The sequence below is a fragment of the Deltaproteobacteria bacterium genome, from assembly GCA_016180845.1.
Classification (GTDB): Bacteria; UBA10199; UBA10199; order JACPAL01; family JACPAL01; genus JACPAK01.
In genome coordinates this window covers 101460-111922 of sequence record JACPAK010000001.1, presented here as the reverse complement: position 1 = coordinate 111922, position 10463 = coordinate 101460, and the positions used below count along the sequence as shown (strand labels likewise).

Sequence of the window (10463 nt, the reverse complement as noted above, 5' to 3'; positions counted from 1 at the left end):
TCGAATGCCCAAAGCCCCAACAGTCAAACCCTATGTCTTTCACTCGTTTTTGTCACGACTCTATTTTTTCATCCCGATTTTGGTTTTGTGGTTTCAGGCCCACGGGTTTACACAACTTCAGGTAACGATCCTCATCAGTATCTTTTTCCTCTCCGTGACAATTGCCGAGATCCCGAGTGGTCTCTTCTCGGATCATTTTGGCCATAAATGGGCGATGATGTTCTGCGGTCTTTTTCAATCGATCGGTGTCATCTTCCTCGCCTTTCCATTCCATATCGGAATGGCGGTTGTCGGCGAGATTTTCATGGGGATAGGGCAGGCCTTCTATACCGGCTCCAAGGAGGCCTATCTCTTTAATTTTTTGGAGAACAGGGCTGTCAGCGATCGGTATCAGGTCGATTATGCCCAAGGGAAGTTTTTTGAATTCGTCGGGATGGGGATTGCCTCGTTAATCGGAGGGTCTGTTTATATTTTTTCGGGGAGGCTCCCATTTTTCCTTTCGGCAATCGCCTTCCTGGTGGCGGCGATTGTTGCGATTACCCTTCACGAGCCCCCCAAGACGAGAAAGACGGCGTCAGCGGGGGCCGAGTCGTTTCTGATGGGTGTTCGTGAGATACGATCCGGTTCGAAAAATCTGAGAACCATGGTCGGTTACTATTCTCTCCTTTTCACGACGATCCTCGTTTTTATTGTAACCCTTATTCAACCCTACCTGAAGGAGGTGGGGGTCCCTCTCGCCTACTTTGGCTTGGTCTTCCTTTTCTTCCAAATGGCCAGCATGGGGGGAAGTCAATTGGCCAGGCATCTTCCAAACCGTTTTCTGAAAAGGGGGAATTTCTTTCTGCTCGCCTTTTTCTTTACCCTGACGCTTTCAGCGCTTGCCCTCATCCACCACCCCTTTTCCTTTCTTCTTGCGAGTCTTGTCTACTTTATCTGGGGTCTGTTTCTCCCAATGACGAGTCAGGCGGTCAATCAATTGATCTCTTCGGAGAGGAGGGCGACCGTCCTTTCGACCCAGGATTTTTTACAGCATCTCCTCTTTGTCGTAATTGCCCCTGTCTTGGGATGGATCACGGATAGTTGGGGACTTCCGATGACCCTCTGGGCCTTGGGGGGATTGACGACACTGAGTGCCCTGATTGTGCTTCGGTTTCGGTAGCAACCTCCTTCCGATCGCACCCGATTGTCTGGGTGTGACAGCTACGGTCAATGGTTCCCCCGCACCTTCTCGTTTCGAAGACCTTTTTTGTTCTGCCTTTGACGCAGCTCCTCCTGAGACACCGAACAGGAGTCTGCTTGATCTCTTTGCAGTAGCTGCTGAGCAAGCCGGTTTTGCCTATCCAACGAAACAAGGGATAGTGGAGAAACTTCTCGACCGCCGAGAGCCGATGAGCTTTCGGAGATCCTTACCGATCACCTATCATTTTTTTGGGAATCACGATTATTACGTGAGGGCAAGATTTCATGAGGGAAGGGTCGAAAGGGATAGCTGGACGGGAGATGTGACTTGGGATGAGGGGGCGGAGCTCGCCTTCAACGCTCGGTCTCGATATGACACGTTCAAGATCGATGGGGATGTTTGGACCGATGGGCTTGAGGTTTTTTACGGTTTTGATGTGGCGGGGCTGACGAGGAGGAAGAGACGATTTTCAGATATCTTTGTCAGCAGGTTTTCTGAAACAGATCAGGCGCGACTCGTTGTTCCGCATCTCGCACATCGGGGACTCCCGACAGTCAAGGTGACCGAGGGGTTGAATTTGTTCGGTCTCGGGCGATCTCTTTTGACACCGATACCGAGGACGAGGGCTTTGACCGCCTATCCTGATCCAGCAGAGAGGAGCGATCCCCAGCCATTTTCAGTACAGAGGCAAAATGCCGTTTACAAAGAATCTTTTGGTCGCCGATTTTTGAAGGCGCTCATGGGAAGCTGGGTCGATCAGGACTCGTCAGGCTTGAGACAGGTCATTGAGGAGTGGTTTGGCGAGCGTTCCAAATGGGTCCAGGGTCCCATCGGGACCCTCGATGATTTACAGATTACGGTTGATTCGAGACCTCCACCAAACCATGAGCTTGTCGGGAGGAGCTACCTTCATCTTGATTGGCAGAGATTGATGGAAACCTTAAAATCCGGACGTTTCCTCAAGTTTGATTTTGAGGGGATCAAGGGGGATTCTTACGCCAATTTCCCAAAACTTCCGGCGAGTCTCCTGATTCCAAATGCGGAAGGGACGCTTGATCTGCATTGGTCGTACAATGCAGCGGATAAAACAACCTCCATCGTCCTGTCGGATATTGATGTGACCCTTCCCACATCGGTACCGTTGGCCCTTCGAGGCGAGATCGAGATTGTCCTGCGACATCCGAATCTTGCCGAAATCTATTTCGATAATCTCGAGTATGTTGTGGAAAATATTCCAACCTCTCAGTTGGGATCTCTTCGCTCGTCGGGTCGCCTGAATAGCTCTGTTCAGTTGGACCTGTCTGGAGACAAACCTGTTTTACAGAGGAGTTGGCTCGAAATCGATGAGCTTGCGATTGGATCGGCAGATGGGGGACCGATTCAATTTCAGGTAGGCGAAACGATGACGGGCGGTCTGGTGGAAGACGGTTATGTCTCTTTTGACTACGACCCTGATCGGGTCGAGGGGCCGATGAGCGAGGAGATTGAGCTTCGGGGGTTCGCCTTTTCGCATGGACCGAAGAACAATCTTGATTTTTCGGACCTCGTGGTGCGGGTCCGATCGCCTTTGAACCTCATCACGTTGAAGGCGGAGGCAGAGGCCAATCTGAGAGTGACCTCAGAGGGGGGGACTCCTTATGAAGTTCGTGGGATTCGGGCGTCACTTAGCGGGGTCCCTCCGGAGCCGGGGCATGGGCCTCACCTCCTCGTTAATCTCCAGGCAGAGTCGGTCCCGTTATTCAAACAGGAATTGGTTTTTGATTCCGGTGGGCAGCTTTGGGCCGAGCCTGAAGGAAACTCCTGTCGGATGACCTGGGATGGTCATTTGTCACTCAATAATCAGCCAGCCGCTTCGCCCGTGGTGAGTTTGGCGACGGCCCTCTTTGGTTCGAGTGATTTTGAAACCATTCGGTTAAAAATTGTCCCAGCCTTCGAACAGATTTTTTCTGACTGGACCTTTCGTGGATTTACGGAGGGAGAGGTGAAATTTAAGCCGGAGGGGAAGACGGAGATTCTCAATGGGGTGAAGCAAGACTCATCCTTCCGGACGGTTCGTACCCCCTCTAACATTTACAGGGGAGGAGAGAGGGTTGTGGGTGATCTCAACTGTGTTTGGGAGGGGAACAATAGAAGAGCGGAGCTCTTTTGTGCGAAAGGATCTGTCGGAGATCAGGTCAATTTTCATGGCAAATTGCTGATCCCATGGCACGAAGAGGGTTTTAGGGCCTTTTTTGGGATTGAACCAACAACGAGGCATCCTTTCTGGGGCCAGGGAGCGTTGGATTACCGTGGGCAATTCTCTGTCCGAAATGGTGCCGTGAGCTTTTTGTCAAGACCGGCGGCATCATCCCTCAAATTGTGGATTTACAATCGAGAATCACCCGATCAGTATGTTGTGACGACTCAGATTGAAGGGGGTCTCGCTATCCCCTTCGATTTAAAGAGGAGATCCATTCGTCCTCAAAAAAATCCAAGCGGTTTTGTTCATGGGGAGGTTGGGTTTAGGAGCTGGATAGGGAAAAAGAGAAGAGAATTTACTCTTGCTCGAGGCATTGAGGTTCTTTTGAATGAGCCGGCAAGGATCCGTGGGGGCCAGTTACGAACAGACACGATCGGTGGTCTCTGTTTCTCCGGTTTTGTGAATCCTCAGGCCGCTTCACTTTTGGGAGATAAGGTCGAATTGGTTCAGAAAGATGGGAAGTGGTTTTATCTGAAGAGGTGTGGAAGTAAGCTGCCACTGACTCGAGAGTCGTTGTTAAGGAAGCCATTGGAGAATAAACAATGAGGCCGACCGATCCCTCGTGTCCTCTCTCCAGGTCCTGCGAAACTCGCCCGGCACCATCGAACGATTTTCCTCCGGTCCAAGGCTTCCCTGCGGAAAATCGTTCGGTTTCAAGGTGGGTCTCAGACAGGTTCTCGGACCTTCCGAGGGAACACTTTGGGATCGGTCAGAGAGATTATTATTGCCAAGCAACTCCCTCAAAACCTTATTGCGAAAGACCCCCGGTTGCTGTTTCCGCTGCGCGATTTCGGGACAAAGCAGTTGTTGAGGAACCGCGAAGCGCCTTTGTCGAACGACTTGTGCGAGGACTTTTCGAAACCGCATCTGGAGAAGCTTCGCCAGTTCCGAACTTGAAGATCCGTGCCGAGGTCCAACTTCCCTTGGAGGCCGATCTCCCCCAGTCCCCCTTCCAACTCAAGTTTGTCGCTGAGGTTGGGGAGGGAGGAGAAATCAGAGAGATTCGCCTTGTCTCAAAACCACCGGTCGGTCCGATCCCGCTCAAGCCGTGGCTAAAATTTTTTACAGGTATTCCGATTGTTGGCCCATGGGTCTCTGTACGTGGGAAAGCGGTCGAGATGGTTGATGAGGATAAAAAAATCCTCCCGCTCTGGTTGCAGGTGGTTTCGGCCCTTCCGTTGGCCGGTCTTCTTGTGGAGTCCTATCGTGAAAAATTGGAACAGGAGACGCCAGATAGGGCCGTTTTCGTCACGGCGAACTATCTCTTTTTTGATCTTACGGTGGAGGGGGGAAAGATGGTCTTCGATGCCGGTGGGATCACGAAAAGGGATTTTGAGAAGAGGGGACTTCCTGTTTATCGCGTCCCCGAGCATCTTCATCAGCTTGTCGGGATGATTTTGGGGGGGAGTGAGAAAGAAAATCCCCCCAACCCCCCTTTGTCAAAGGGGGGCAAGGGGGGATTTCAGAGTTCAGCTCATGTACCCGCCAAAACAGAGAAAAAGCTCAACTCAGAATTTTTGGGAACAATCCCTCGTTGGCAACAAGCGACCATCGAGATCACCGGTGATTTTTCGAATCGCACGATCGAGGTCGATCTGGAGACCGATCTTCAAAAAAGGATGGATCCAAAAAAGGTGAGAAAGTTGCGACTTGAATTCACGGGGAAGGTCCCGCCAGGGGGGCATCGGATTGCGATTCGCGGTGGGCTTTTTTCACCGACAGTCGAGATCGCCGGTCTGAAGACGATTGAATACGTCCATCCGGAGCGACTGATTCGGGCCAGCAATACCGCTCGTACCCCAACCCCTCTGAAGGTGGCGGTTTCCCTGAATCCGCGGAATACGAGGGAACTTGCCGCTGCTTTTAGCTGGAATCATAACGATGGATTAAAATTGGAAGAGATTTCGAGGTCGAACGGAAAGGTCCTTTCCAAACTGGAGCTCCCTCAAGGTGGTGAGGTGAAGAATTTTACCGTCCGACTTGATGGTCTGACCCCTGATGTCTCGATTGAACAGCTTCGAACCGGCGAGCTCAAATATGATGGGCATGGGGTTTCATTGCATACTGTCGCAAAACGACGGCAATTCGAGGGAGACCATAAGTGGTTGAATGAAATCCCCGAAGGGGCCGGTCTGGCCGATGTCCACTTTCAGGTTGTGAATGGGAGACCCCGCTTCGAGGGGATCATCACGAGCCAGATGGATGGGGTTGTCTCGTATCACTTTCCAGATGGCGCTATTCAGGGATTAGGGCAGATTAAATTTCGTCCCCTTGCCGGCATCGCGCCTCTCTCCATAGGTTCCGATGAGAAAAATCCGAATCATACTCGTATTTCTATTAGCAATGCCAAGCTGCATGCCGATTTACCAACCCTTGGTCTACGGGTCAGTAACAGGAGTCGTGAGGGAATTTTCTCAACGAGGGTTGCCGAAGCGGATCTGGATGTCGAAGGCTCGGTTCAGATCGTCCCACAACGTCGAGAGGTTGAAATTCTCGCAGAACATCCGGGTGGGGCTGTTTTTTCCACACACCAGGCCTTTGTGCGATGGAACGATCTTCGTTTAAATATTACGAATGCCCGTTTTATGGGGCATCGTCTGAAGATTCAACCGGCCGAGGATGGTTCTCTGGAATTGATGGAGGCCTTCTTTGACCACATGTCTCTTTCAGGGGAGTTGACAGGTCAGGCGGCGATTTCGTTATCGGATCCACCGGTGAAGATTCCTTTCCGGGTCCGGAAAAAGATGCCGATTCAGATGACGGTCGAGAGTGTTGAAGATAGGGCCCCCAGTGAGGCGGGTGGTGTGGTTGTTGAAAGGATTTTTATCGATGCCGAGGAATCAGAGCCGACGCTCCTTCCCCGCGAGGCGGCTGCCTGTGGCTTCGACCGTCAGCGGCTCCGACTTCGACTTGAGGCGATCGAAGTCCAACCGGATGCGACCCCTCAACTCCGGATTCGCAATATCGGCGATGATCTGAAGATCAATCTCATTGAGGAACTGACCGGGTCGTGTCTGTCGGTTGGGATGGGAAAAGCTCCTTAAAAACCGAATCAGACCTGGATCCAAATAATTTTTATAGTTGACTATATAAAAATCCATACTATTTTAATATCATGTTTGATAGATGGCTTAGAAAACCTGCTAAAAGCGCTTTAATTTTAGGCCCTAGAAGGGCAGGAAAGAGCATGTATTTAAAGAAAAACTTCCCTGATTTCAAATACTTGACATTGGATGATCTGGACGTACTCGCCTTGGCTGAGAAAGACCCCAAGGCCCTTTTGGAAGGTAACCCCAAGGTAATCCTCGATGAGATACAGCGTGTTCCGAGGCTAACGATTGCGGCAAAATTTTCCATCGACGAACAGGTGGCTACTGTTTTGATGAGCGGTTCCAGTCGAATCGGATTGTTGGATGCATCGGCAGACTCGTTGGCGGGGCGCATACAAATTTTGGAATTACCCCCTTGTTGTTGGGGGGAAGAATTCGGTGAGCCAACACATTCCATTTTTGAAGATCAGGCTTCCCTCCCTCAAATCCTTCAAGCACAGCGGAAATTAGAATCATTTTTAAAGTATGGTGGTTTTCCAGAAGTCGTCTCGGCCAAAGATGAAACAGAGAAAAAAGAAATATTGGAGAATTATCGCAATACCTACTTCACCAGAGACTTAAGTCTACTTTCCAATATACAGGATGTTACGGGCCTGCGGGCCATGTTGAATCATTACGCCCTTTCCATCGGCAACATTACACAGATTGAAAATTTCAGACATGAGGCCAATTTAAACCACATTACAGCAAAGAAATATTTACAGAGTCTCTATCAATCCGGTTTGGGTTTTACTTTGGCAGGATATCAGCATGGTCCTTCCAAGAGATACGTTAAGGGATCAAAATCCTATTATTGTGATACAGGGATGATCTCCGCTTTGGGTACGCAGTGTAGCAGGGGACAGATTGTGGAAAATTTCGTTATCTCTGAAATCGAGAAAAGGCGGAAACTTGGGTTTTATAAAACGGATCAGCTGTTTTTTTATAAGAATAACTCCGGTTTTGAAATTGACCTTATTCTTGTAGAAAATCAGAAACTCAAGGCTGTGGAAATAAAATCAACCCTTCGCCCTTCCAGAAAAGACATTAACAACCTCAAGGAGTTTGTTGGTATGGATAAAGAGAATAGGAGCGGATACCTGTTCTATTTGGGGGAAGATTATTACAGTATCGAAGACATTCGCTGCATTCCAGTTGCGGCCCTTTATCGAGGGAGATGATCAAGCTACCACATCCGGATCCACCGGTGAAGATTCCTTCATTACGGTTCGAGCCGATTTTTTTGTGGAGGCGGCGGGAATCGAACCCGCGTCCGAAGGTGATCGAGCAAAGTCACTACAGGCTTAGCCTTGGTTTGTTTCTCATCTTCCGGTGACCTCCAAGACCGGGGCCGGAAGACCAGACACTGTATGTCTTAACATCTGACCCAGCGTCCCGGTCAGATGAGCATCCCACATGTTGCGTCCATCAACACCCGGTGGGAGCGGACATTGAGAACGGGCGGCTAATTAAGCAGCCATGGCATAGCTTACGCTATTGTCATTTAGGTTTTTGCCAGTGTTTAACGAGGGTCCAGCGACCTCGACCTGCGACTGGTGCCGTCAGCACTCTCGTCGAATCCAATTCGCCCCCGGGACATCTCAAAAACTTGTTTTCAAAGAACCAGGATCCGATCAATGCTCGCTCACTAGGTGAGTCTCTGTCAAGAACCGAGCCATCCCCTAAGAATTTTCAGCGGCAACCCAATCACCGATTCCTCGTCCCCCTCGATCTTCGTGATAAAACCCCTCGCTCTTCCCTGAATCGCGTAGGCCCCTGCCTTGCCGAATGGCTCACCCGTCGCGACATAGGTGGCAATCTCTGGATCAGAAAGTCTTCGGAAAGTCACTCGCGTTGTTTCGAGATGCCTTTTAGAAGAGCCATTTTGAGTGTCTAAAAGGAACAACGCCGTATGGACCTCGTGTGTCTTGCCTGAGAGAATTTTCAAGATCCGTTTCGCATCGGCGGCATCTTCGGGTTTGCCAAGCTTCTGGCCGTCGCACGCGATCAAGGTGTCACAACCAAGTATCAGGGCATTCGGAGGGGGGGAAGCGATTGAGCGTGCCTTTTCTTCGGCGAAGAGAAGGGTCTCTTCTGAAGGAGTGAGTGTTGTCTCATGTTCGAGGAAGGTGGGTGGGACGACTTCGAAAGGTATCCCCAATCTGGCCAAAAGATTCTTCCGGCGGGGCGATGTTGATGCCAGATAAAGCTTCATTCTCATTGTCCTCAGGAACCCCATACTATATAAGGCACAAAATGACGTCTCCTTTTTTAGGATTTTGGAAAAACCTCTGCCAACCGATCATTGCGCTTGCGCCGATGGATGGGGTCACCGACTTTGCCTGTCGTGCGATCATGGCGAGGCATGGGCGGCCCCATGTCCTCTTTACCGAGTTCACGACTGCCGAGGGACTCTTTTACGCCCCCGAAAGGATCCTGAACGATTTTCGATACAGCGAGATTGAGAGGCCGGTTGTCGCCCAGATCTATGGCCATGACCCGGATGATTTTTACAAGGCGACCCATGTTGTTTGCGAACTCGGCTTTGATGGGGTCGATATCAACATGGGCTGTCCCTCAAAAAAAGTGGTCGAAAAAAACTGCGGGGCCAAGTTGATCACGGCACCCGATCTTGCGATCGAGATCATCAAGGCGGTCCGTCACGCGATTCAGGATTGGTCAAGAGGACAAACGCTGGAAGAGCTCAAGCTTTCGGAACGGGTCATTGCCACCGTTTGCCGCATGAACTCGGCTCGAATCGGGGCAGAGAGACTCGTGGTCAGGCGGCCGATTCCCTACTCGATCAAGACACGGATCGGTTATGATGCCATCATTATCGATCGGTGGGTCGAGACCCTGCTACAGCAATCACCCGCGGTGATCTCGATACATGGTCGCACCTTGAAACAGATGTATCGGGGGCTTGCCCATTGGGAGGCGATTGCGGAGGCGGTGGCAGTGGCTCGCGGAAGCGGCACCCTTATTTTAGGAAATGGTGACATCGAATCGCTCACCCAAGCGACCTCCCTCATCCAGAAAACTGGCGTCAATGGAGTCTTGATCGGACGGAGCGCCATCGGCAATCCATGGCTTTTTCAAGGGATTGACCCACTCAATATTTCCTATGAAAGACGTGCGATGGTGGCGCTGGAACATGCCTCGCTCTACGCAGAGGCAGGCGATGATCTCAGGAAGGTGCGTAAACACCTGTCCGGTTATTTGCGCTATTTCCCTGAGGCCAGTTCGGTAAGAAATCAGGCCTTGCAAGCGGTCAATCTGGAAGAATTGGCTTCGATCCTCCCCAAAAGTCTCAAGAGTCCATCAAGAATCGTGAGTGGATGCGGCGGGCAACCAGGGATGTAGAGATCGACGGGGAGTATCTTGTCAGCGCCGTTATTCACCTCGGGACTTCCCTCGAAAGGTCCACCACTGATAGCGCAGGCGCCTACCGCAATCACGATCTTCGGATCGGGAACTGCCTCGTAGGTTTTTTTGAGGGCGAGTTTCATATTTTCGGTCACAGGTCCTGTGACGACAAGGCCATCGGCATGACGGGGCGATGCGACAAATTGTATCCCGAATCGTGAAAGGTCGAAGACGACGTTATTCAATGCCTGAAGCTCGAGATCACACCCGTTACAGCTTCCGGCACAAACCGCCCGGAGCTTCAGCGATCGTCCAAAGAGTTTCCTCATTTTCTTATCCAATGCTGTTGCCAACTTGATTTCCTCTCCCTTCAAAATCAAATCTTCCCTTTTGCGGACAGCCATCCGGTAATCACGAGAGTAGACCACATTATCATCCGGCGAGAAGAGGCATTTCCCGAGATCGAGTGGGTTCCCATCTGTGAGGATTGGCCTTCCCCGAAAACGTTCGGGAAGAAGCGCTTCTTCCGGAAATTTCAGTGTTCGGTATCCCTGCCGCCAACGATTTTTAAGAATTTCCCACATAGATG

At 50.8% G+C, this 10463-nt stretch carries 7 protein-coding genes and 1 other RNA gene; 5 read left to right on the top strand and 3 right to left on the bottom strand.

Translation table 11 applies throughout. The features are described from left to right. Positions 1 to 4: 4 nt before the first annotated feature. The 4 genes from HYT76_00575 to HYT76_00560 all read left to right on the top strand — a co-directional run bounded on the left by HYT76_00575 (position 5) and on the right by HYT76_00560 (position 7689). Entirely contained in the window at positions 5 to 1159 is a 1155-nt protein-coding gene (locus HYT76_00575; GenBank protein ID MBI2082039.1) for an MFS transporter, read from the top strand. Then, positions 1140 to 3965, top strand: coding sequence for a hypothetical protein (locus tag HYT76_00570; protein MBI2082038.1), 2826 nt, complete (start codon positions 1140 to 1142; stop codon positions 3963 to 3965). Before HYT76_00575 ends, HYT76_00570 begins: the two co-directional genes overlap by 20 nt. Before the next feature lie 296 nt (positions 3966 to 4261). Further along, positions 4262 to 6463 (top strand): hypothetical protein, encoded by a 2202-nt coding sequence (locus tag HYT76_00565; GenBank protein ID MBI2082037.1) that lies wholly within the window; start codon positions 4262 to 4264, stop codon positions 6461 to 6463. A 71-nt stretch (positions 6464 to 6534) separates the two neighbouring features. Beyond that, positions 6535 to 7689: an ATP-binding protein gene (locus HYT76_00560; protein MBI2082036.1), complete on the top strand. Its 1155-nt coding sequence runs from the start codon at positions 6535 to 6537 to the stop codon at positions 7687 to 7689. Positions 7690 to 7751: 62 nt separating this feature from the next. Here the strand turns inward: HYT76_00560 and ssrA are convergent. Next, positions 7752 to 8101: a transfer-messenger RNA gene (ssrA, locus tag HYT76_00555) on the bottom strand. 70 nt (positions 8102 to 8171) lie between these two features. Then, a complete protein-coding gene (gene maf, locus HYT76_00550; protein ID MBI2082035.1) occupies positions 8172 to 8723 on the bottom strand; it encodes a septum formation protein Maf in 552 nt (183 codons plus the stop codon). A 41-nt stretch (positions 8724 to 8764) separates the two neighbouring features. On the opposite strand from maf, the gene HYT76_00545 reads away from it, so the two are divergent. Next, the gene (locus HYT76_00545) at positions 8765 to 9871 is read left to right on the top strand and encodes a tRNA-dihydrouridine synthase (protein ID MBI2082034.1); all 1107 of its coding nucleotides are present in this window, start codon (positions 8765 to 8767) and stop codon (positions 9869 to 9871) included. Here HYT76_00545 and nuoB read toward each other — a convergent pair. Then, the gene (gene nuoB, locus HYT76_00540; GenBank protein MBI2082033.1) at positions 9763 to 10458 is read right to left on the bottom strand and encodes an NADH-quinone oxidoreductase subunit NuoB; all 696 of its coding nucleotides are present in this window, start codon (positions 10456 to 10458) and stop codon (positions 9763 to 9765) included. The genes HYT76_00545 and nuoB overlap by 109 nt on opposite strands. Between the last annotated feature and the right edge of the window lie 5 nt (positions 10459 to 10463).